We start from the raw sequence: 23576 nt of genomic DNA on the forward strand, positions 1-23576 counted from the left end.
CCGCCACGGCGCCCAAGCCCCGATCGCCACCGGACACAAGTCCCATTATACCGATCAGGATTGAGCCCATGGCCAACACACCATCGGCCAAGAAGGCGGCCCGCAAGATTGCCCGCCGGACGGCCACGAACAAAGCTCGCCGGAGCCGCGTACGCACATACTTGCGCCAGGTTGAAGAAGCCATCGCTTCTGGAGATCAGGCTGCTGCAAACGACGCCTTTAAAGTGGCACAGCCGGAAATCATGCGCGCTGCCACCAAGGGCGTCATGCATGCCAACACGGCATCGCGGAAAGTTTCCCGCCTTAATGCCCGGATCAAGGCACTCGGCGCTTAATTTAGTCCTTAAATGGACCAACTGAAAGAACCCGGCCTTTGTGCCGGGTTTTTTTAGCCGCGTAATTTTGTGGATTGCTTTCAAACTCCCCCGCACGCGGAAAGATTGTAAATTTTTACAGGTACGCCAATATCATAAGTTTTTTAATTTTTTCAATATCTTACATACATGTAGGCTCTCAGAAACCCGATCAAACCGGATTCGATACGAGTCAAGGTATCTGATCCGAAATTTTTTTTAAAAAAAGTCGAAACACCCCTACTGCGCACCCTGAAATGGCAAAAAGTTATTGCTGGGAAAAGCGTTTGCTGCATCACCCACAGTGAGCCACAGATGTGTCATTTTGGGCGCATTTGGCGTCAGAATCGATAATCGGCGAAAGCGCCTGTTGAACCAGAAGCCCTGTCTGTATATTGTCTCATTGCTGGCAGACAAAAGACCGGCGAAAAACGAAAATCAGTGCTTGGATCCAAAAATGAATAAGTTAAAACCTAACATATCTGAGCACTCACCCAGTAGAGCTGCGGGTGAATACATTATTGTATTCAATATACCTCACTCTTAGGGACTATCCAGACAAAATTCCATTTAACATTCCATAAAAAGACTTTAGATCAACAGCCCAAAAGCTGTTGAAAGGGGGCGTTGTGTTTAGTGACTTAGGGTATGCTGGCGATGTAGATGCACAAGCCGCGTTTCAGGCGCTTTCGGAAGTGCCGGGTGCGGTGCTTATCGACGTGCGGACACACGCAGAGTGGACCTTTGTCGGGGTGCCAGATTTGCGCCCACTCAGCAAAGAAACGCTTTTTGCCGAATGGCAGAGCTTCCCCCCCAGTGGGCCGAATTCCGGATTTGTTCAGGAGGTTTCTGACCTCTTGGCAAAAAAAGAACTTGACCCAGACACGCCGATCTATTTTCTGTGCCGCTCCGGCGCGCGCAGTCAATCAGCCGCTCAGGCGATGACGCAGGCCGGCTACACGAAATGCTTCAACATATCTGATGGTTTCGAAGGCGCTCTCAACCCCGAGGGCCATCGCGGGACCCAGTCTGGATGGAAGGCCGCCGGACTGCCCTGGGTACAAAGTTGAGAAATACCCCTGGAAACAGGGGCACATGAAAGGGCTTTGCCCGATCACTAATATAACCGTCCCAAAACCGGGACAATAAGCTGCAAAAGCGGCAAGGCGTTAAATGAACGAGGAACGGCTGTGGCGGACTGTTCTTCATATACAGGAGGCAGATAACATGCAGGTTCAGGAGGCAGGCGGCTCCGAACATTGGTCGCGGGTCAAGAAACAGCTCCGCGCTGAACTGGGGGACGACGTGTTCACCAGCTGGTTCGCGCGGGTGGATCTTGAGGAACATCAGGACGGCACAGTCCGTCTGTCCGTTCCGACCCGTTTTTTGAAACAATGGATCCAGAATAACTACAATGACCGGCTGATGGGGCTTTGGCAGCGCGAATGCGACAACGTCCACCGCATCGAACTGACAGTTCGCGGCGCCATTCGTCCGCGCCAGGTCACAGCGGTTCAACCGAGCCTTCCTGCCGGACCGGCAAGCGCTCAACCGGCTTCGATTGAAACCCGTTCTGAGGGACTTGGGGATGCATCTTTGGTCACCCGTGCCCAGGCTGCAACAGCAGCTGTCGGCCGCGGCGACACCGTGCCGGACAACGCCCGCGATGTTTTGCAGGGCGCGGCGCTCGATCCGAAATACACATTTGAGACATTTGTTGAGGGCGACTCCAACAATCTCGCCCTTGCTGCTGCCCGGCAGGTGGCCGCAGGCGGCGCGGTAACGTTTAACCCGCTTTATCTGCATGCATCTGTGGGCCTCGGTAAAACCCATCTGATGCAAGCCGTTGCAGCAAAAGTACGCAACAGCGGCCGTAAGGTTCTCTATCTGACGGCTGAACATTTTATGTACAAGTTCGTTGCCGCATTAAAATCTCAATCCGCCCTAGCGTTTAAGGATAACCTGCGCACCATCGACCTCCTCCTGATCGATGACATGCAGTTCCTTCATGGCAAGCAGGTTCAGCAGGAATTCTGCCACACCCTGAACGCCCTGATTGATGGCGCACGCCAGGTGATTGTTGCAGCTGACCGCGCACCGTCTGATCTCGACACCCTAGATGACCGCGTTCGTTCGCGATTGTCTGGCGGTCTTGTCGTCGGCATCCAGGAACCGGATTTCGTCTTGCGCCGGAATATCCTGGTCTCCCGGGTTGAAGCCGCGCACAAGTCCTACCCTGCCTTCGATGTTCCAGATTCCGTTCTGGATTACATCGCCCGCCACGTCGCGTCTTCTGGCCGTGATCTGGAAGGTGCGCTGAACCGCCTGATTGCGCACAATCAGCTGACCAATCAGCCGATTACGCAGGAAATGGCGGAAATGACACTGCGCGATCTGGTCCGCTCCAGCGAACCGCGCCGGGTGAAAATCGAAGACATCCAACGGGTTGTCTCCAAGCACTATAATGTGACCAAGGCAGATCTTCTGTCCGCCCGCCGTACGCGCACGATCGTCCGCCCACGGCAGATCGCAATGTATTTGGCAAAGGTTATGACACCGCGGTCGCTGCCGGAAATCGGCCGCCGCTTTGGGAACCGTGACCACACAACAGTGTTGCATGCGGTTCGCAAAATCGAAGAAATGGCCCGTGCAGACTACGCGCTGGCGCAAGAAATCGAGCTTCTGAAGCGCATGCTGGACGCCTAAGACAAATAGACTGCCTTTTCAGCAAAAATTGGGGGCGTTCCAAGCGGACGCCCCCTTGCTTTTACAGCCCGTTGAGGGCAGTGTCTTTCCCCCGCTCCCTTGCCGGAGCCTGAGAAAATCCTTGTTTGCCGGGTGTTCTATCCGGCGTTTCACGAGTACGGATGTAACGTATGAAAGCGACCCTCGAGCGGACCGACCTCCTCAAGTCCTTGACCCATGTTCACCGGGTGGTCGAGCGCCGGAATACAATTCCGATCCTCTCCAACGTGTTGCTGCGCGCAGATGGCGGCGCCTTGAACCTAAAAGCAACCGATCTGGATCTAGAGATCGTTGAAACCGTTCCGGCCATGATCGAAATGCCGGGTGCCACCACCGTTCCAGCCCACATGTTTTATGACATCGTGCGCAAACTGCCGGAAGGCTCACAGGTTGTTCTGGAAACCACCGGCGACGACACCACTTTGGAAATCCGTGCTGGGCGCTCAAAGTTCACGCTTCAGATGTTGCCGGAAACGGACTTCCCCGACCTGACTGCGGGCGAGTTCAGCCACGGCTTTACCTTGAGTGCTGCCGACATTCGCAAGCTGATCGATACGACCCAGTTTGCGATCTCGACCGAAGAAACCCGTTATTACCTGAATGGTATTTACCTGCACACGGTCGACGCGACCAATGGTCAGCAATTCCGGGCAGTCGCGACTGACGGTCACCGGCTCGCCCAGGCCGAAGTTACTGCGCCATCCGGTTCATCCGGCATGCCAGGTATCATTGTACCGCGTAAAACGGTTGGCGAAATCCAGAAACTTCTGGAAGATCCGGAAGCCGATGTTCAAGTCGAGCTGTCTGATACCAAGATCCGGATTACCACCGACACCATTGTTCTGACATCCAAACTGATCGATGGCACTTTCCCGGACTATGGCCGTGTGATCCCGCAAGGCAACGACAAGGAAATGCGCGTTGACCGGGACGAGTTCAAAGAAGCCGTCGACCGTGTCTCAACAATCTCTTCTGAACGCGGCCGCGCCGTCAAAATTTCACTCGGCGATGGCCGTATGGTGCTGACTGTCAACAATCCTGATTCCGGCAGCGCGACCGAAGAGCTGGCGGTTGAATACGATTCTGACCCGCTCGAGATTGGCTTCAACTCCCGCTATCTGCTCGATATCGCCAACCAGCTCAGCAGCGACACCGCCCTGTTCCGGCTGGCCGATTCCGGCTCCCCAACCCTCATTCAGGACAACACGGTTGACGACTGCCTGTTCGTTCTGATGCCGATGCGGGTTTAAGCTGCGGCGTTAACATCAACGGAAGCTGGATATGACTGAGTACCGGTCGGCACGCCTGACCCGCCTGACATTGACCGGCTTCCGCAACTATGCCGCCCTGTCGATCGATCTGTCGGCAAAGATGGCGGCCTTTGTCGGCGCGAATGGTGCGGGCAAAACAAATATTCTCGAAGCTATTTCGTTTTTGACCGCCGGCCGCGGATTACGGCGGGCGGCGCTCGCAGACATAGCCCGTAAAGGCGGCAACGGCAGCTGGAGCGTTGCAGCCAAAATCCTGCTTGATGACATTGAAACCAGTCTCGGCACCGGCGCCACCACGGGTGTACCTGGCCGAAAAGTTCGGATTGACGGCGAGGATATGCGTTCATCCGAAGGTCTTTTGGATTACATGCGGGTTTTGTGGCTGGTTCCGGCAATGGACGGCCTGTTCACCGGCCCAGGCTCCGACCGCCGCCGTTTTCTTGACCGCCTGACACTTGCTATCGACCCAGCGCACGGACGGCGGGTCAGTGATTTTGAAAGCGCGCTCCGGCAAAGAAACAAGCTTTTGGATCAAGGCGGCTCGGACGCTTATTTGAGTGCACTGGAATTACAAGTCGCAAGTTTGGGAACGGCCGTTTCCCTCGCGCGCCAGGAAACCGTTGGCTTGTTGCGGCAAATGATTTCTGACCAGCCGTTGGAAGGCTCAACGTTTCCACAAGCCAGCCTCTCGCTAGAAGGTGCCTTTGAAGCGGAAATGCTCGAAATGAGCGCGTCGGACCAAGAGGACCACTACTGCCGCCTTTTGGAGCAGGGCCGGCCCCGCGACAGGGCCGCTGGACGCACTCTCTCTGGCCCCCATTTAAGCGACCTGAAAGTCCGCCACGCCGCCAAGGACATGCCTGCCGCACAATCCTCCACCGGAGAACAAAAGGCACTTCTGATCGGCCTTGTTTTGGCGCATGCCGAACTCACAGCAAAGGTCTCTGGATTGACCCCGGTGCTGTTGCTCGACGAGGTCGCGGCACATCTCGATCCGGCCCGGCGCGCGGCCCTTTTTGCAAAGCTAGAGTCGCTTGGAGGCCAGGTCTTTATGACCGGGACAGACAGAGCTTTGTTCGATGCACTTCCCGCTCAGTCTGAGGTCTTTGAAGTTGGCAATGACAAGGCGCACCTGAGCGGCGTGTGACAGCCCCATAAATCCGCCTGAATCATATGGTTTTCCACTATATTCCCACTGTGGAACTGCTTGCAGCCCGTGGGTGGTTTGAACGCCCGTTGGAACACCGTATAACGTGGGCGAGAAACAAAAACCGATTGGTGAATGATTCGCATGAGCGATATGTCAACGCCCGAGCCTGGCGCCACTCCCGAAGCTGAAAACGGAGCCGAATATGGCGCCGACTCCATCAAGGTCCTGAAAGGCCTGGATGCCGTTCGCAAACGCCCCGGCATGTATATCGGCGACACCGATGATGGTTCCGGCCTGCACCACATGGTCTATGAGGTTGTCGACAACGCCATCGATGAGGCACTGGCTGGTCATGCGGACCATGTGACCGTAACCTTGAACCCTGACGGTTCAGTGACGGTGTCTGACAACGGTCGCGGCATTCCGACGGATCTGCACCCGGAGGAAGGTGTTTCGGCAGCCGAAGTCATCATGACCCAGCTGCACGCAGGCGGGAAATTCGACCAGAATTCCTATAAAGTCTCCGGTGGTCTTCACGGCGTTGGTGTTTCTGTGGTGAATGCGCTTTCCACAAAACTGGAACTGCGCATCTGGCGGAATGACCAAGAACACTTCATGGTCTTTGCTCATGGCGAAGCCCAAGGTCCTTTGGAAGTGGTTGGCCAGGCAAATGGCCAAAAGGGGACGGAAGTAACCTTTTTGCCGTCTCCGGAAACCTTCACCAAAACCGAATTTGATTTCGGCACGCTAGAACACCGCCTACGCGAGCTGGCGTTCCTGAATTCCGGCGTCCGCATCATTCTGACCGACAAACGTGGTGTCGAAGATGTAGTCGAGGAACTCTTCTATGAGGGGGGACTTGAAGCCTTCGTTCAATATCTGGACCGAGCCAAGCACCCACTGATCGAAACACCAATCTCCGTTCGCGCGGAAAAAGACGGCATCACGGTGGAAGCCGCGATGTGGTGGAACGACAGTTATCACGAGCAGGTGCTGTGCTTCACCAACAACATTCCGCAGCGCGATGGCGGCACCCATTTGGCCGGTTTCCGTGGCGCGCTCACCCGCCAGGTCACCGGCTACGCCGAAGCGACCGGCTTGATGAAAAAAGAAAAGGTCTCCCTGTCAGGGGATGACTGCCGCGAGGGCCTGACCTGCGTCTTGTCAGTCAAGGTGCCCGATCCAAAGTTCTCGTCCCAAACCAAAGACAAGCTCGTCTCGTCAGAAGTCCGGCCAGTGGTGGAGAACCTCATTTCCCAGACCCTGGGCGAATGGCTGGAAGAAAATCCGGCACCGGCCAAGACAATCGTTTCCAAGGTGGTTGAAGCAGCCTCTGCCCGTGAAGCAGCCCGCAAGGCGCGTGAACTCACCCGGCGCAAAGGCGCATTGGATGTGGCCTCCCTGCCCGGCAAACTGGCGGATTGTCAGGAACGCGATGCCTCCAAGGCCGAACTCTTCCTGGTGGAGGGTGATTCCGCGGGCGGCTCGGCCAAACAGGGCCGGCACCGGGAAAATCAGGCTGTTTTGCCGCTGCGCGGTAAGATCCTCAATGTGGAACGGGCCCGCTTCGACAAGATGTTGTCGTCGAACGAAATCGGCACCTTGATCACTGCGCTCGGCACGGGGATCGGCAAGGAAGAATTCAACATCGAGAAGCTGCGCTATCACAAGATCATCATCATGACCGATGCTGACGTCGATGGCGCTCACATCCGGACACTGCTTTTGACCTTCTTCTTCCGGCAGATGCCGGAGTTGATTGAGAATGGCTACGTCTACATCGCACAGCCACCACTCTATAAGGTCAAGCGCGGCCAATCCGAACAATACCTGAAAGACCAGGACGCGCTAGAAAACTACCTCATCGCACAAGGGTCTGACGATACGTCCTTGAATCTTGCCAGTGGCGAAGTGCGCACCGGCCAGGATCTGCGCCAGGTGGTGGAAACCGCCCGCGTTATCGCAGACATTTTCGATGGTCTGCATTCCCGCTACAACCGCGATGTGGTCGAACAAGCTGCCATTGCTGGCGCACTCAACACTGAGATCCTGGAAGATCAGGGCAAAGCCGAAGAAGCGGCCGCCTATATCGCCCGCCGGATGGACATCCTGGCCGACGAATTTGAGCGCGGCTGGACAGGCGAAGCGCAAGACGATGGCAGCCTGGTGTTCAAACGCACCGTGCGCGGTGTTCAGGAAGTTGCCACCATTGACGCTGCCCTGCTTGGCTCCGCCGACGCCCGCCGCTTGGCCGCCCATGCCGAACATCTGCACGATGTCTATGGCAAGGCCGCCGTCCTACAGCGTAAGGACATTCCGACGGAAATCCGTGGACCGCGCGCCCTCCTGCAGCACATCTTCTCCTACGGCCAAAAAGGCATTTCCTTGCAGCGCTATAAGGGTCTTGGCGAAATGAATCCGGACCAGCTTTGGGAAACGACGCTCGATCCGAACGTGCGCTCGCTCCTTCAGGTGAAAGTGCGCGAGGCGGATGATGCCGATGACATATTCACCAAGCTGATGGGCGATGAAGTCGACCCGCGCCGCGAGTTCATCCAGGACAACGCGCTCGCCGTGGCCAACCTGGACATCTGATCAGCTCCACCGTGCACAAAGAAAAAGCGGCCTCATGGCCGCTTTTTTTCGTTGAAGTTGATTGGCTTCCAGTTAGCTGGCTTCCGGCCAAGGTTCTGGGCGGCCGAAATAAAACCCTTGCGCGGCTTCGATATCGAGAGAACTTAGGAATTCAGCCTCGTCTCTGGCCTCGACATGTTTGGCGATGGTTTTCAGGCCAAGCTCCCGCGCTGCCGAAACGAGCGCCTTGAGCAGGCTTGCCTTGGCCGGATCGTTCATGGCCTCTTGCGGGACACCGGCAGCCAACTTCAGCCAATCAACCCGCAGGCCGGTTAGCCGGGACAGAACCGGCCAGTGTCCAGCAAAATCATCGATCGCAGTTTGACACCCCAGGTCCGAAACAAACTTGATAAAATAACTGATGTCGGCTGGCTCCCGCAGAAAATCCTTTTCCGAAATCTCCAAACACAGACGAGACGCCAGCAGGGGATTGATCGATAAGCGCTGATAAAGACTGTCCCGGAAGTTCGAATCTCTGGCCGATTCCGCAGACACATTCATTGTCAGTGTGGTGCGTGTTGGAGACCGTTCGGCGGCGTCCAACACCTTGTCGAGGGTCCAGGAGTCGACCTGCGCGATAAAGCCAGACCGTTCTGCCGCAGAAATCCACGCCTTCGACGAGAGCCCCTGTGACAAGTCGCCTTGAAGGCGCAATAAAATTTCTGCGCCGCAGTTTTTTTGTTTCTTCAAGCAAACAATCGGCATGGAATAGAGCGTCAATTCATTCGCTTGAAAGTTTCCGAACTCCGGCAAGGTCCCGACACAGCCGCCAATAGATGGGCAATCCCGCGCCTGGACCGAATGAACCTGAACGGATTGCCCGCCGAACCGTTTTCCGCGCAGACAGGCTCTGTCTGCCAAAGCCAACAACCCTGCCCCGTCGCAGTTTTCAGCCGAGGCCCAGTCGGCTGCATAGGCAACGCCGATGGATCCGCCAATGGTGAACACCCTATCAGCCACTTCCAGCCGGATTCGCGCAAAGGCTTCAAGAATGTTCTCAGCCACCGCCATTGCAGCTTCTTGATTAACCGCCGGAAGCATACCGGCAAATTCATCACCACCGATCCGGGCAGCAGTGCCAAATTCGCCTAGCGTCAAGGCTAAGCTGGACGCCACCCGCTGAAGCATACTGTCCCCAGCATCATGCCCGCCCAGATCATTGACCTTCTTGAATTCATCCAGATCGATGTAAAATACCGCCAGCCCGCTGGTCTCGTCTTTGGCAAGACGCAGCAATTCCGTATCCAACGATTTGGTAAAGGCGCGGCGGTTGGCAAGGCTCGTCAAGGGATCCTGATAAGCAAGGCGCCGGTTTTCGGCAACCTCATGCGGACAATCGACATTCCTGCGGATAATCGCCATTGTGCCAGATTCGATTTCCTCCCCGGTGCCCGGAAGAGGTACAAGACGGATCTCGCACATCCGCCGGTCGGTTTCGGTCCCTTGCAGCAAGCCTGTTTCGGGAATGTAAAGCGTCTGCGTCACCCCGACTGGATGCTCACCCAATTGCGTTGCCAAATCGGCAGCATCATAGGCGCTGTCGATGGCCTGAAGGATCCGTCCAGCCTTTTCCTTTGAAGAAGCTGCTGGATCAAAGACCAGAACGTCATCTGGAAAATGTTTCAACAAAGCGCCTTCGTCATCCAGGCTGTTGCCGCCCATCCCCGACAAAGGCGAACTTGTCCGCTGCCTGGCCGCTGCGGTATTGGTCTGTCCAATTGTTCTTTGTTCGAATTGCACCAGAACCGCAGGCTGGTCTTTCGCCAAGGATACAAAGGACGTACAGACCAAATGATTGCAGAGGACAGCGCCACAGTTGAATTCAATTGTACCGCTCGACAAAGCCGGCAGACCATTCAACGACATGGTTAGGGCGGCCTGGCAATGGCTCCAGCCAGCCTCCGAAAGCATGTCCCGTAAATTTTGCGACGCATCTTCAAAACCGGATGATTTGCAGATTTCCGCAAATTTGGTGTTGTGCAACAGTATCCGGCCATCCAGGCGAATGTAGGCAGCCGGCGCCGGCAGAACTTCCAGAAGGTCCGCGTAAAATTTCGCTGCTTCAAAATCATCTGGGGAATTGGACCGCGATTGCGGGACCCGCACCAATCCATGTCTGATCTGCACCAGAACATTCCTCTTCAAAAGGCTGCTTTAAAAGACGCTGAAACTAAAACACCTACGCGTCATCTTTGTTGCAGCATCTCTAACATAATATGGTGCAGATTTTTGCGTTCGAATAACTACCCACAGATGTTCGCATTAATATAGTTAATCAGTTTTTACTATACCGTTCTAATATTTTACTAAAATTTTATTCAAATAGACGTCGATCCATAATTTGCCACAGTTTTATCACGGCCAACGATTAAGACAGACATCGAGCTGTGGTGCTTGTACCGGCTCTTCACCGCGTTCTGGAGACTACTACCATGAACCAAATATCTAGGACTTTGCTCCAAAAATGGGCCATTGGTGCAGCCGTGGTATGCGCTGTCTTGTTATCCGCCCAAGAACTATCTGCCAGTGAATTTATCCAATGCGGCAAAGCCTCTTGGTATAAATTACGTGGCAAAACAGCCAGCGGTGAGACCGCTGATCCCAAGGGGCTAACCGCTGCCCACCGAAAACTGCCTTTCGGAACCATGGCAACAGTGACAAATTTGGCGAATGGCCGGTCTGTCACGGTCCGTATTAATGACAGAGGCCCCTTCACAAAAGGCCGGATAATTGATGTTACTCAGGCTGCCGCCGTGGAACTCGGGTTTGTTCAACAAGGAATTGCCCGCGTGAGAGTTGTCGTTGACACCCTCAATAGTAGCGAAACATCTCAGCAGAATTGCCAATAAATCGCCCGTTTTTGGCGAAAGCCAAAAAATTAATGACAATTGGTTCACATTCTTTAATCAATTTAAGTGTTTGAAATACATTATTATTTTCCTTTCTATTTTTTCATCCATCACAATCAAGAATGAATAACGATCAGTCGCATCTCGGTAAATCAAAAAATAAAATATTTTACGGTAATGACATTCTCATTATATGCAGCTAGAGTTGCGGCCGTGGTCGATGGGGCCACGTGCACAGTAACTTGTTTCGCGCAGTCTTTAATGGCTGCGCGTTTTTTTTATCCCGGTCACCGAAACGCACAGATACCGCTGCGTCATCGATTGCATTTACAGTGTTTTAACCTTGTAATTTCTGCCAATTCTTGATCCGCTTGCTCGCAGAATCCCGGGATATAAGGCCCGCTATCCGGCCACTATCTTTGGCGCTTTTTCAAAGCAGAATAGGACACACAGACCTACCCGCGGCTCATATTTGACGCGGAGGTTTTGCGGAAATTGCGCAAATGATACGCGTATCCAGACAGAAACGGACACCTCTAACTAAGAAGCTCGGGCTGTTCATCAGAGATCACCTTGTCGGGCCGATAGCAGATGGGAATAGTCGCCGACCTGTGTCGAAAGACGGACTGTCATTCGAAAATCGGCTTCCACGCACCTCGCTTTTTAATACCGGCGAAAGTAGGGTTTTGCGGGAAGCTGTTGCTTTTTTGAAAAAGCCGTTGCCTCACGCGGCAGTCTCTAGTATCAGAGCCCTCTATCCGACGCGTTGATTTTCATGCGTTGCGCCAGCACCCGTAGCTCAGCTGGATAGAGCGCTGCCCTCCGAAGGCAGAGGCCAGAGGTTCGAATCCTCTCGGGTGCGCCATAACTTTCCAAGAATTGTCATAGATTTGGAAAAAGACGCCAAGTTCTCATTTTCCTCAGAGATCAACCTGTCACAGTACAAGCGACTTTTGTGGTGTCCATTCGCAAGCGCGGATAAAACGGGCAAGCGCAGATCCGCCGTCAGGGGCCCCATCCATTGTTAAGACGTTCATCTAAAGGGCCGATGCCGGGTATTGGCCTGACCGTCAAAAGTCGTTCTTGAACGAGAATACTTCGCAATTGCTCCAAGCTTTTGGCAATCAGCGTAGTTGTCAGTCTTGCTGACACGTGACTCAAAGGAGATCACACTGAAGCAGTTGCTGAACAATACCAGATCAAGACGTGAATAAGCGCCTACCCTCAACACTCAATGAAGCACGTCAACTCGTTGAACAATCGAGGCTAAGTCACAGTCAACAGAGGCTATGTTCTACCCTGCACCATACGAAATCGGATAAAATTTCAGATCTGATAGGCAGTGAAACGGAAAGGCTTCATAAAGGGCCTGGCATACCGCGAACAATTTGAAACCTGATCGGCCAGGCGAAAGACGCCAATTATTCAACTGCGCAATAACCACCGTGATGAAGTAATTTGGCTTTGACCATGCAAACAAACTGAAATAGCTTATTAACCTATTGTTTACCTTCGCTGCGTGAAAGTGACTAGGTATGTGGATAGCAATTTTTTTAGCAACGCTATTATACAATTTTGTTTTCCTTCAATTTCTTGCAAATAGCCTCTCAGAACTATCGCAAGAAAATGAAGCTAATATTGCGAGTATTTCAATAATCACACTTCATTCGATAGCTTGGCCGGTCACCTTATCTGTTTGCCTATGCGCAACACTTGCACCGGACCGCTTGAAATCGTACTGAATCTCAGAATGACTTACGGTTTTTTTCGGTTTTGGCGCTATCTAAACGACCTAGCGGCTTCGTTATTGTATACTTAATGTCTTTGTTTCAAAAGCGGCCAATAGGCCGTAGAGCACCGTCCGGGGTCCATATTCAAAGCGTATTGGGCCACTTTGGTGATGCAGATTTCTATAAAATTATGAGAACTCTATGCGCATTGATCCAAGTCGATCAAATGCAAAGACAGAATACCTACACTTCCGATACTCGGGTTACGAGACACGGCTCTTTGTGCAGATACGCTGTACCCTTTCTTTTAGATTGAATCCCAGCCCAGGCATTTTCCACCTGCTCCGCCGTCAATCCGGCCTCTTCGGCAACTTGGTCGGACGGAACGCCGTTGTTCAGTCCAAATAGGCAGATATCCATCTCTCTATAGGGAAGGGAGAAATAGAACTCTTCCTGACTTTGTTGCAGGGAGAAAGTGTCGGTTGTCGGAGGACGAGAGCAGATCTCTTCCGGCACACCGAGATAGCGGGCCAGCTGGTAAACTTGCGTCTTATAAAGATGCGCAATTGGTTTGATATCAGCCGCACCATCGCCGTTTTTTACGAAAAATCCCTGATCGTACTCCAGCCGGTTTGGCGTCCCCAACACAGCGAAATTCAGACGGTCAGCGTGGTAATACTCAAGCTGCTTGCGTGTGCGCTGTTTCATGTTTGTCGCCGCGACAATTCCCAGATAAACGTCCGTCGGCATGCGGAGCCGTTTCTGATTGCCATCCGGATCCTCGACCACAAGGTAGAATATGTTGTAGCCTTTGCCTTCCACCGAGTTCGAAATCACGATTTTGGATTTCCAATCCGTACCATATTCGGGCACGAGGTTCTGGATGCAGACATCCCGCCGCTCATAGCACTTCATCGCTCTTAGCGTGCTGCTTATGTCTTCAATTTCCGAGTTGATCCCAAACGTCTTGGCGACCAAGTCTCCCAGAGACAAACTTTCCGGATCGGAATCCGCTTCCGGCATGAAGAGGGCATGAACATTTTTCGCACCGACAGCCCTTACCGCCAATGCTGCGCATACACTTGAATCCACGCCCCCAGAGAGACCGAGAACCAGCCCGCGTTTCTTCAGGTCGACACGCAATTGCTTGCGGATCGCAGCGACAATTTTTTCTGTTTCCGCTGCCGGATCTAACTGCAGACCGGTGATGGAAGGATCAATTGTGTCAACAGGATTTGTGTTTGTCATGAGGCCGCGTCCATGCTTTGTGAAATCAGGCGCCGACTAAGCTTTCCGTTGTCTGTCTTCGGAAGATCTGTCCTGATTTCAATCTTCTGAGGAACCATGAAATCTTCCAGTCGGTCCCGGCAATATTTGGCGATCTGCTTGGTATTGAGGCCTTCAAGGCCGCTCTGCCTCAGCACCACAAAGGCGTGAAGTGCTTGACCGAGAATGTCATCCGGGACACCCACAATAAGAGCTTCCGCAATATCCGGATGCGCATGAAGGACTTCTTCAATTTCTTTGGGCGCAACCTTTTCACCGCGGGTTTTGATGATGTCATCTTTCCGGCCGACGAAATAAAGATACCCGTCCGCGTCTTTACGAAATAGATCTCCAGTATAGAGCCACTTTTCCCAAGGGTTGCGACCCGTCTTGAGCATTTGGTCCGTCTCTTTAGGCTTTTTCCAATAGCCTTGCATGACGTGGGGGCCGCGAATGACCAGCTCACCAACTTCGCCGGGAGCGCAATCTTGCCCTTCATCATCTAAAACAAATGCTTCGGTATTGGGGATAGCTACGCCGACTGAATCTGCCCGTGAGTCGAGCTGGTCAGGTGGCAAATAAGTGCATCGCTTACATTCGGTCAAACCGTACATGGAATAGACGGTTGTTCCGGGAAATAGCTGACGCAAATCCTTGATATGACTGGCCGGCAACGCGGCCGCTGTGCTGGATATGTAGCGTAGGCTCGGATAATCGCCAGGTTTTATGGATTTCATCTGCAGCAGCATGGCAGCAACTGTTGGCACAATCGGAAAGCCGGTCACGCGCTCTTCCACGATCCTGTTCAAAATGGCCTGGGGAAACGCAAAGGACTTTTCTAGCACCAGCGTAGATCCGACCAAAACTGACATAATCAGTTGATAGAGCCCGTAGTCAAAAGCCATTGGCAACGCGTTGAGGATTATGTCTTCCGATGTTTTTTCTAGATAAGTGCTGATCGATCTGGCTGCCGCCTCAACATTCTGGTGGGTCATCATGACCCCCTTGGGGCGCCCCGTCGTTCCAGAAGTGTATATCAATAGCGCCAGGTCGGTGCTGATGCCGCCTTGCGCTGCTGGAGGAGCCGATATCGGGTGATCCAGACAGGCCGAAAAACTCTCGGTCTCTTCCGGACGCTCACCCTTCGCATCTTCCGTAGACACCACCAGCAAGGGACTTTGGAAGTTTTCCCTGGCCCTGGCCACAACCTTGGCCTGTTTCGGTTGGCAAATAACACAGCGTGTTTCGCAGTCCTCAAACATATATGCGAGTTTGTCAGCTTTGACCGATGGATTAAGCAGGCTCGCTGTGGCACCGGCCTTCCAAATAGCAAACAAACTGACAGCTGCTTCCCAGCAATTGTCCATAAAGACAAAAACACGGTCGTTTCTTGCCACACCTTTGGCAATAAAAGCCAAAGCCAATCGGTCCGAGAGGTCATCTAGCTCAGCATAGGTCAACCGCCGTCCGGTCGTGACAATGGCTTCTTTGTCAGCGAAACGGTTCGTGCTTTCCCTCAGGAAGTTCTCTACCCGCATTGGGCCCTCAGCATAATTTATTTGATTGGCATTGCGCCAACTCATGCCGCAGATTGCGCGTCCACCTGTTTGCGTTTGATGAATGCTTCGATCGCAGCAACGGAATCCAGATTGTCCGGAACAATGTCGCTATCATCGACACTGATCTCGAAATCCTCTTCGATGAATGCCACCAGCTCCAGCACACCAGTTGAATCAATGACGTCATTTTCGATCAACGACGATTCTGGTGTCAGATCGTGTTCAGTGTCCCCGAAGAGAAAATTTTCGACGATAAAATCGAAAATCCGCTTACGGATATCTACAGACATACTTCAGTTCCTTTTGACGCTTGATATGGGCGGTCGGGCGTTGAGGTCGCAGCTAACCGCGTGAATTCATCGATCCAGATTTGCGTAGAAAGCACACCAACGAAGGCCGCATTGTCACGAAACCCGTGCGCAGTGCCGTCCATACACTTCCGGACAAGCTTCGAAACAGATTTCGGGTTGAAAAGGTTGGATTGTTCAAGGGCAGTGTCACTCATCAACCGGTCAACATATTCAGGGCGGTGTTTGCCGGCGAAAGATTGACTTTCAGGAGCGCGGTAAGGCTGTTTCGGCCGATCAAGAATGGTATCCGGCACTTTGCCGCGTGCCACTTCCCGCAAGATGTTCTTTTCCGTCAGGCTTTTGAGTTTCAGTTCCGGATGCAATTTCGCAGCAAAATCGATCAGCCGATGATCCAAAAACGGAAATCGTCCTTCTACCGAATTGGCCATCGCCATTCTGTCTCCCTGGCTCGACAGGATGTATCCTGGAAGCAGAAAACTGGTTTCTAGATATTGTGCCTGATTGAGAGGGTGCCAGCGATGAAAGCGCTCAGGTAACTTGTCGCGAAGTTCCTCAAGCGCGTCGTAGTCACGGACTTCGGATTTCAGATCGCTGGAATAAAACAACTTGGTGGCTGAAGTGCTTTTGAACCTTGGGTGGTGAGAATAGAGCGGATCAGCAAGGGTCTCGGGATTTACACCGAAATACGCCGCCATATATTCAGGTGTCTGGCGGGACAGGTTCGTCAGGTAGGGATAAAGTTTCCGGAACAGGTGCGGGCGGATCTTTGAGTTCGGTTGCCGTGCGCAAAACCGGCGTACGCGTGCTTCCTTGAATATGTCATAGCCGGCAAAGACCTCATCGGCTCCTTCACCAGTTAGCACTACCTTCATTCCATTCTCGCGGACAAGTTTTGAGAGGCGGAACAATGGTGCAGGTGCTGTGCGGAGGATCGGGCGTTCCGTTGCGCGGATGACGTCTTGAAACACGCTGGCAATCTCGTCCTGATCACAATTCACTGTGTGATGGCGTGTCCCCAAATCTCGGGCCATGATTTTTTGAAACGCACTTTCATCATGTTCTGCGCTTTCAAAAGTCACTGAATAGGTTTCAAGCCCTTCGCCGGACATGGTGACTGCCGAAGCCGCAACCATCGAAGAATCCAGTCCGCCTGAAAGGTAAGACCCAACAGGGACATCGGCTCTCATCCGCAACCGGGTTGCGTCAGTGAAAAGCTCTTCCAGCTCCTCTGTCACGGTCTGCGGGTTGTCCTGGCTCTCTTCCCCTGCGTCCGGAAAATCGAGCGTCCAGTATGCGCGGGTCTCAGCACCTGAGCCGGAAACGGTCATGACCCGAGCCGGTTCCAGTTCCTGAATACCGACAAAGGGGGTTCGGGGCGCTATCGGACTCCAAAGCGTGAAAATCTGGTCCAGTGCAATAGGATCGATCCTGACCTCGATGCCCGGAATTTTCAGCAGCGCTTTGATTTCCGAAGCAAAGTAGAAAACTTCATCCCGCCACATGTAAAACAACGGCCGGACACCTGCTCTGTCCCGGGCCAATGTCAGACAGCGATCACGCTTGTCCCAGATTGCAAAAGCAAAGTCTCCGTTCAATCGGTCAAGTGCCGCCTCCCCCTCATAGGCAAACAGCTCCAGAAGGACTTCGGTGTCGCTGCCGGTTCGAAAACGGACGCCTTTTCCGCGCAGAAACTCCCGAAGCTCAACGTAATTGAATATCTCACCATTGAACGTGATGACAAAACGCCCGCCGGCGTCTTCCATGGGTTGTTGTCCGTCTTCCAGACCAACAATCGACAATCGCGTATGTCCCAGACCGCAACTCTCGAATACCTTGATGTCAGAACCGTCAGGCCCTCTATGGTGCAGCGCGTTCGTCATTTCCCCCATCAAGACAGCTGGGTCGGAAACGTGTCTGCCGCCACAAAAATATCCAACAATTCCACACATAAGGTGTCGCTTACACAGGTTGCATTAAGATTGCTCTAATTGCTTGTTATTTATCAGATCAAGCTTTTGAAAATAATGACAAATTATTAACTTAGATATTCATTCATCCAATCAAGACGTTGGCCACTACGCACCTTCACAATTCGCGCTCGATCAGGAAATAGGTTGTCGGACGCGCAAGATGATGGTTTCGCAGTCTGATGCTGAGTTCTCCAGCACCGGCCAAGACTTCTTCTCCGACCTCTCCATTCAAATAGACTGGTGAAATCCGCCAGCTCTTCATGTTGCCCTTGAGCGAAAATTGGATTTCACCCTCCTTGATCTGGACGGGAAGCGTTCCGAAATCCTCGATGATTTTTTGATCCCTGTCGCGAAATCGCATGTTCGTGTTGTGCGCGTCGGTCGCAAATATCATCAGCAAGCGCTCACTTTCTTCGACCGTCTCTGCGTCATCGATTGCAGAAATGGAAACCAGGGCACCAGTTGTAGCCGCACTGACTGTGAGATCACCGGCAGACAGGCTTCCCGGCAACGCAGAGAATGCGACAGCATCTGTACGGTCGGTATCGACAACAAAAGTCCCCTGCCTATGATTAAGCACAATCTGGCCGGTGCTGCTTTGAAATATACCTTTGTCCGGGTTCGTCAGATTGCCAACCGGCATGACACCGGAAGCTTTAACATCTCGCCAGAATTGACCCGCATTTGAGAGATCCCGGAGTGGGCCCATGACAACATCTGCTCGCGAGGTTTCCGGTTTCTCCGTCAAGCCGAATTGTGAAAACAGTGAAACCAGGGTCAAAAACTCCGGCACATGCGCCTGCATGTCTTCGGTGAGGTCGTCTTCACCTTCAATTCTGAGCGCAACAGAAAAATCTGAAGGCGATACGTCTCGTCTTCTAAATAAAAGGGCGGCCAGTTTCTCGCCAGCTCTGGCAATCGGATCGAGCGCTATGGCATAGGGCAGCATCGCCCTTTTGTGAGGAACATCCTCGCCATACCGAAGCACAATCGGGCCGTGGCCGTGCCTGCATATTCCACTCCAGTCCTGCAGGGAGGCATAAGACCCCATAACCAATCCGGCTTCGTATCGGTACCGGTTCCAGAACAGGTGATCCCATTCTGTCGCCAAAAATGGTTTGTCTAAAAAACGGCTTGACGCCATCATCCTGTAGTAAGTTGCTAAATCTTCAATGGAACTGGTTTGTTTCAGGTTCGAACCGGGATGATAACCACTCACCCAGTCATGATAGGTGTTCATGGTAACAACATCCAAATTGACACGCGATTGCGCCGTTTGGATTGTGGGCCAATTGTTATAGGTGCTTATAAGCCCATCATATCCCAAAGACCGGAGATAACCGGACATTTGCAAATAGGATTTACGTTCCGCATCGATCAAGAACGCCTGAAAATCACGCATCTTCTTGGAATCAGCATATCGATCGCGTGGCAAAGAGATGGTGTTGGCGCTCAAGCTTTCAAAAAGACCGAGTCCTCCCCACGCATTTTGTAAATGATAGTCCTGTCCATAACGTTCTTCGAGCCACTGGTTGAATGGCTCTTGCAGCACTTTGTCGTAATGCCCACCCAAAAAACGCTCTTGGACAACACTTTCGAATTCGATACCGTTTTCATTGTTTAAAACAACCAGAGCCAGCGCTGGATCATCGACTGGCTTCAAGCCGGTGTAGGGGTTTTCGCGCGCAAGAACTTCGCGGATCAATCTCTTCCAATGGCTTAGGGCTTCGGTGTCGAAGTATAGGCTCAGCTTAAGGTTTCCATTTGGATCCCAGCGATCATCATATCCTCCATATGCGCCGCGCCATGAAGTCATTCCATCGATGACCCAATAAATGCCTTCCTTCTTCAAGGCCGCTAGGAGATATTGGATCCGATCCATCACAGCAGGATCAAAATCGAAATCGCGCTGCCGCCCAATCATGAGGCTGGCGTCAACAAAGTGAAGCCGCGCTGCGTTATAGCCGTGCATCGCCAGTTGGCGTGCGTAGACATCTGCCGTTTTGTGATCGGGAAAGCCGCCAGATGCCGGACTCCAGGCAAGCGATGCGCAAAACAATCTCTCGCCCTGGAAAGATCCGTCTGCAGAAGTGCCCCTATTCGCCGGCGCGATTTTACCTCCCGGAGAAATGACGAGCCGATCCGCCTCGTTGATCGGTGTGTTGGGCAGGAGTGCTGAGAAGTCGAGTGGGCTTCCAGAAGGGACGATCATGTCGGCTTCCAGAACCGGCAGCCAGACCGCTTGTTCTGCATACACCGGTGAAGCGATCAACAACCCAAAAGTAGCACTGGCAAGGACCTGTTGGCCCCAGCGCAAGAGTTTACCCATATTCCCCCGGCTCCCATTTCTTGCTCTCGATCCAACTCTTTGGGTCGAGACGCGGTTTGGCAAACCCCGCGGCCAGCCCGGCGGCATTAAACAGCCAAGCGACAACGGTGTAGACTCCCATTCGCAGACTGGATTTTCGCAAACTCATCACGGAAATCAAAAGAGCAATGGTCAACAGGTTGACCAACAACGGGTAAATCAGACCTGGAAGGATGAAGAACAACATGGCTGCGGTAAACCACCAGGCGTAAACTACGAACCAAAGGCGCAGTTCCGGCAATTCTTGAAGAAAGATAGAAAAATGACCTTCAGCGAGAGAGGCGCGCAGAGCCTGGCCGATCCCAAAGAGATACCGGCTTCTCCAACGCCGGATCAGCAACTTATATGCGTTTTCAGTATGACCATAATGTTGAACAAAAGGTCGATCGAGGCGATTTAATTTCCATCCCCTTTTTCTGAGACGCACACCCAAATCGAATTCTTCATAGCCATTTAGATTTCTATCGGACAGGTAACCCAACTCTTCTACTGCTTGCCGGCGATAGAGTCCCCCGCCATTCATCCGATCGATGTCACCGATCCGGTTTTCCGGAGAACTTCTTTGAACGCGGCGTTGAAATTCGAGATTTTCCAGATTGCATTCAACTACATGCCCGGTCACCCCTGCACAGGCCGGGTGATCGTTCAAATAAGCGACAGCCGCGACAAGAAACTCCGGGTCAAGTTCCATGTCGCCATCCATGAGGCACAAAAATTCATACTTTGAATACTGAAATCCCAATTGAGGACCAACGCCGCAGCTCCCAGTGGCTGGCGGTTTGACCTGTGCGATACGTGCTCCATGTTCGGCTGCAATCTCTAAGGTTCGGTCGGTCGATCCACTATCAGCAACGATGATTTCGCCAAGAGGGTTTTCTTGGGACTTATCCTTCAGCCGGGCCAGCCCTTGAACAGCGGTCACTAACGTCTGACCAATACGAGCTTGTTCGTTCAGGGTTTTGATGATGATCGAAACGCTCAAAAACTACTCCGATCCAAGACACTTTTCATGCAAGATACCCCGGTATAGCCGGAAGGTTTCTTCAGCTACTGTGTCCCATCCGTACATTTGATGGAACCGCTCGATTTGTTCCCGTTTGGTTTCGGCGTTCATTGGATCTGCCAACTTCCGTTCCAGAGCCTTGGTCAATTCGTTGATGTCGCCGACCGGAAAATAGTCCCGCTGACAAAGCCCAATTTCTTTGTTCGGTACAATGTCGCTCGCGAGTACCGGTAAGCCGTACCCCAAGGCCTCCAGCAATGCGATCGGCATGCCCTCGTGGCTTGATGGCAAGACAAACAGCCGAGCATTCGCAAACAGTTCTGACAGCGCTTCGCCGGACTGAAATCCGGTCATGACCACGCCCGGAGTCTTGTCCGCTTCGATCCTGACCTTCTTTTCATATTCATCCGGATGATCTGATCCACCAACGACCGCAAGCTGAATACCGCCTGGATTTGACATGCGGGCATACGCCTTAATGAGATCGAGTTGGCGTTTCTCAGGAACGAGGCGTGCTGCGACCATTATGTAGTTTGCTGGCTTGAGGCCGAAAGCCTCAATTCGTTCAGCGCCCTTTGATGCACCTGAACCTGGCATGCCATTGGGCACAAAATGAACGTCAACACCATATCGCGTTTTCATTGTGGTGGAGATGTCCTTGGAAATCGCAATGCGCAGGTTGGCGAACTTCATCCCAAGATACTCACCGGCCTTGAGGATGGCTTTTGCGACCGGTCCCCATTTGTCCCGATTGTAGTCGTAGCCGTGATGCGTAACAGCCACCTTGAGCCCGGCAAGGCGTGCGACCGGAGTCATCAGTGCAGGTCCGACCGCATGTAAATGCAATACATCTGGACGTGTCCATGCCGCTCGACATACCCCAAAGAACGTATGAAAAATTGTTTCGAAAAACTTGTTTTTCGGACACGGCAACCAAGTCAAGGCAACGCCCTGCCATTTCTTGCCAACCTGCTCAGGCAGATATGCGCTGCGCCCGACAACCTCAACGGAAAGGCCGCGGTCCACGATCAGTGGCGCCAAGTGCTCAACGTGTTTTTCGATACCTCCCTGCACCTTCGGAATCCCGCGCAATCCCAGAAACATAATATTAACTTTTGACTTTGATTTGTCAGCCGGCATTGTTCATTAGCTCCCCGTAGAGATCCAATACCTTCCGACGGTACTCTTGGCGCGAAAACTGTGATTTAGCGAGCGCAAGCCCAGCCTTTCCCATTTCTTTCAGATCATTGTCCGGAGCCAACTTCACGCGGGACAGAGCTTCGCTCCACGCGCTGACATCACCAGCAGGAACAACCGTTCCGGAGCTACCGTCCAATATCATCTCAGGAATGCCGCCGATATCTGCCCCAATAACCGGGGTTCCACACTGATAAGCTTCAAGCACGGAAATTGGTGCATTCTCGTACCAAACTGATGGCAACACCAACGCTCGCGCCGATCCAATAAGGTCGAATAAGGCTGCGCCTCCTATAAAACCTAAAAATTCCACCGGTGCCGACAGTTTGACCGCGAGACTTTTCAATTCCGCCTCTTCCGGCCCTGAACCAGCAATGAGTGTTTTTACACCCGACGCCGCCGAAGCCCGGATCAGCGTATCAAGTCCTTTTTCAGGCGCCAGACGACCGGCAAACAGGACATAATCCTGTTTGGAACATTCACGTGTACCGCCTTCCAATTCCACGAAATTGGGAATGTGGACAAGCTTTTGCCGAGGCCATCCCCATTCAACAAGCTTTTCCAGATAGAACTTGCTTGGGACAATAAATCGGTCGACGTGTTGGCTATATAGGCCAAGAGTGCGGTGAATGAGGGTTTCGGCATAAACTAGTGAACTCAGAAGCTTTGAATCCTTAATACAAGAGTGCCGAACAACATTGTGTATTGCTCCACCCCTGCACTCTTCGCACACTTTGCCGCCGCGCAACATTTTGTAAGACGGACAGGCGAGTTTAAGGTCATGAACGGTCATAACAACCGGAATGCCCCGCTTCTTCAAAATCGGGAAAATCGCAGGTGAAATGTGATGATAAACATTATGCGCATGCGCGATTTGCGGCTTCACGGCATCGAGCAAAGAAGACAGTTTTTGCCGCGCTTCAAAGGAATAGATGATTTTTCCAGCCTGCTGAACCTTTTCCAACGGGCTCAAGTTCCGTCCATATTCGATTTCATCAACGAAGTATTCTGACCAGTCAGACGGAAGATTTTCCGGATGCTGCATAGAAAAAGGCACAACGCCCCAACCCTCTTCCTGCATGAGGGTATTGTGATCGAAAAACACAACTTCGGCGCCCCCGCGCCGATAAAAATAGTTGTTAATCGACAAAAGGTTTTTTGAAACCATTC

Annotated in this window: 16 protein-coding genes and 1 tRNA gene; 8 read left to right on the plus strand and 9 right to left on the minus strand. The window is 52.6% G+C overall.

Annotated elements, in window-relative coordinates:
• Positions 1 to 68: 68 nt before the first annotated feature.
• From rpsT to gyrB, 6 genes are all read left to right on the plus strand, one after another.
• A complete protein-coding gene (rpsT, locus tag ACOOFE_RS25125; protein ID WP_141183934.1) occupies positions 69 to 335 on the plus strand; it encodes a 30S ribosomal protein S20 in 267 nt (88 codons plus the stop codon).
• A 647-nt stretch (positions 336 to 982) separates the two neighbouring features.
• Positions 983 to 1423 carry a rhodanese-like domain-containing protein gene (locus ACOOFE_RS25130; RefSeq protein ID WP_420412556.1) on the plus strand — a complete coding sequence of 147 codons (441 nt, stop codon included), beginning with the start codon at positions 983 to 985 and terminating at the stop codon, positions 1421 to 1423.
• Between the two features lie 157 nt (positions 1424 to 1580).
• Complete coding sequence (gene dnaA, locus ACOOFE_RS25135) at positions 1581 to 3059, plus strand: chromosomal replication initiator protein DnaA (protein WP_420412557.1); 1479 nt, start codon at positions 1581 to 1583, stop codon at positions 3057 to 3059.
• A gap of 170 nt (positions 3060 to 3229) precedes the next feature.
• A complete protein-coding gene (gene dnaN / locus ACOOFE_RS25140) occupies positions 3230 to 4348 on the plus strand; it encodes a DNA polymerase III subunit beta (protein ID WP_420412558.1) in 1119 nt (372 codons plus the stop codon).
• Positions 4349 to 4379: 31 nt separating this feature from the next.
• Positions 4380 to 5516, plus strand: coding sequence for a DNA replication/repair protein RecF (recF, locus tag ACOOFE_RS25145; protein WP_420412559.1), 1137 nt, complete (start codon positions 4380 to 4382; stop codon positions 5514 to 5516).
• 144 nt (positions 5517 to 5660) lie between these two features.
• Complete coding sequence (gyrB, locus tag ACOOFE_RS25150; protein WP_420412560.1) at positions 5661 to 8114, plus strand: DNA topoisomerase (ATP-hydrolyzing) subunit B; 2454 nt, start codon at positions 5661 to 5663, stop codon at positions 8112 to 8114.
• 72 nt (positions 8115 to 8186) lie between these two features.
• On the opposite strand, the gene ACOOFE_RS25155 is transcribed toward gyrB, so the two are convergent.
• On the minus strand, positions 8187 to 10280 hold the full coding sequence (locus ACOOFE_RS25155; protein WP_420412561.1) for an EAL domain-containing protein: 2094 nt from the start codon (positions 10278 to 10280) through the stop codon (positions 8187 to 8189).
• Positions 10281 to 10585: 305 nt separating this feature from the next.
• Here ACOOFE_RS25155 and ACOOFE_RS25160 point away from each other — a divergent pair, with 305 nt between their 5' ends.
• Positions 10586 to 11002, plus strand: coding sequence for a septal ring lytic transglycosylase RlpA family protein (locus tag ACOOFE_RS25160; RefSeq protein ID WP_420412562.1), 417 nt, complete (start codon positions 10586 to 10588; stop codon positions 11000 to 11002).
• Between the two features lie 788 nt (positions 11003 to 11790).
• Positions 11791 to 11867 (plus strand) — tRNA-Arg (locus tag ACOOFE_RS25165).
• Between the two features lie 1108 nt (positions 11868 to 12975).
• Here the strand turns inward: ACOOFE_RS25165 and nadE are convergent.
• From nadE to ACOOFE_RS25205, 8 genes are all read right to left on the minus strand, one after another.
• On the minus strand, positions 12976 to 13980 hold the full coding sequence (gene nadE / locus ACOOFE_RS25170) for an NAD(+) synthase (RefSeq protein ID WP_420412563.1): 1005 nt from the start codon (positions 13978 to 13980) through the stop codon (positions 12976 to 12978).
• The gene (locus tag ACOOFE_RS25175) at positions 13977 to 15536 is read right to left on the minus strand and encodes a class I adenylate-forming enzyme family protein (RefSeq protein WP_420412564.1); all 1560 of its coding nucleotides are present in this window, start codon (positions 15534 to 15536) and stop codon (positions 13977 to 13979) included. The genes nadE and ACOOFE_RS25175 overlap by 4 nt, the downstream gene beginning before the upstream one ends.
• A 41-nt stretch (positions 15537 to 15577) precedes the next feature.
• Positions 15578 to 15847, minus strand: a complete 270-nt coding sequence (locus tag ACOOFE_RS25180) for an acyl carrier protein (RefSeq protein WP_420412565.1) — start codon at positions 15845 to 15847, stop codon at positions 15578 to 15580.
• Positions 15838 to 17817: an asparagine synthase (glutamine-hydrolyzing) gene (gene asnB / locus ACOOFE_RS25185; protein ID WP_420412566.1), complete on the minus strand. Its 1980-nt coding sequence runs from the start codon at positions 17815 to 17817 to the stop codon at positions 15838 to 15840. Before asnB ends, ACOOFE_RS25180 begins: the two co-directional genes overlap by 10 nt.
• A gap of 136 nt (positions 17818 to 17953) precedes the next feature.
• On the minus strand, positions 17954 to 20167 hold the full coding sequence (locus ACOOFE_RS25190; RefSeq protein ID WP_420412567.1) for a glycoside hydrolase: 2214 nt from the start codon (positions 20165 to 20167) through the stop codon (positions 17954 to 17956).
• On the minus strand, positions 20160 to 21188 hold the full coding sequence (locus tag ACOOFE_RS25195) for a glycosyltransferase (protein ID WP_420412568.1): 1029 nt from the start codon (positions 21186 to 21188) through the stop codon (positions 20160 to 20162). Before ACOOFE_RS25195 ends, ACOOFE_RS25190 begins: the two co-directional genes overlap by 8 nt.
• Positions 21189 to 21191: 3 nt before the next feature.
• Positions 21192 to 22349 (minus strand): glycosyltransferase family 4 protein, encoded by a 1158-nt coding sequence (locus ACOOFE_RS25200; protein WP_420412569.1) that lies wholly within the window; start codon positions 22347 to 22349, stop codon positions 21192 to 21194.
• Complete coding sequence (locus tag ACOOFE_RS25205) at positions 22339 to 23574, minus strand: glycosyltransferase family 4 protein (protein ID WP_420412570.1); 1236 nt, start codon at positions 23572 to 23574, stop codon at positions 22339 to 22341. Before ACOOFE_RS25205 ends, ACOOFE_RS25200 begins: the two co-directional genes overlap by 11 nt.
• Positions 23575 to 23576: the final 2 nt, after the last annotated feature.

The sequence above is a fragment of the Roseibium sp. genome (assembly GCF_965216085.1).
Taxonomy (GTDB): domain Bacteria; phylum Pseudomonadota; class Alphaproteobacteria; order Rhizobiales; family Stappiaceae; genus Roseibium.